At 52.6% G+C, this 251-nt stretch carries 1 pseudogene; it reads left to right on the top strand.

The annotated features are described in order from the left end of the window. Window positions 1-251, top strand: a pseudogene (locus E0D98_RS27160) (hypothetical protein); the annotation flags it as partial.

The following is a 251-nucleotide window of genomic DNA, read 5'->3' as shown; positions in this document are numbered from 1 at the left end:
AAAACCGGAGATTGCCATCGTACCCCAGAGTCTGCACCGGCTGATTTATGGTCCGGACAAACGGACCACGCCGCCCCTGGATGATGATCTGATAGTGAATTTATGCACCAGTGAACATCTGCTGGTTCATCATCCGATGCTGGAAGGCATTCTCCTGTCTGAATGTGAACGTCTGAGGCAGCGTTCGCTGGCAAATAAACTGATCAGCCTCTTCCGTCAGTTTGGTGGCACGGAGTTGCGCCTCAAACTGG

Source organism: Escherichia sp. KCJ4928 (genome assembly GCF_004352695.1).
GTDB lineage: Bacteria > Pseudomonadota > Gammaproteobacteria > Enterobacterales > Enterobacteriaceae > ECMA0423.
This window is presented reverse-complemented; position numbering and strand designations above follow the sequence as displayed.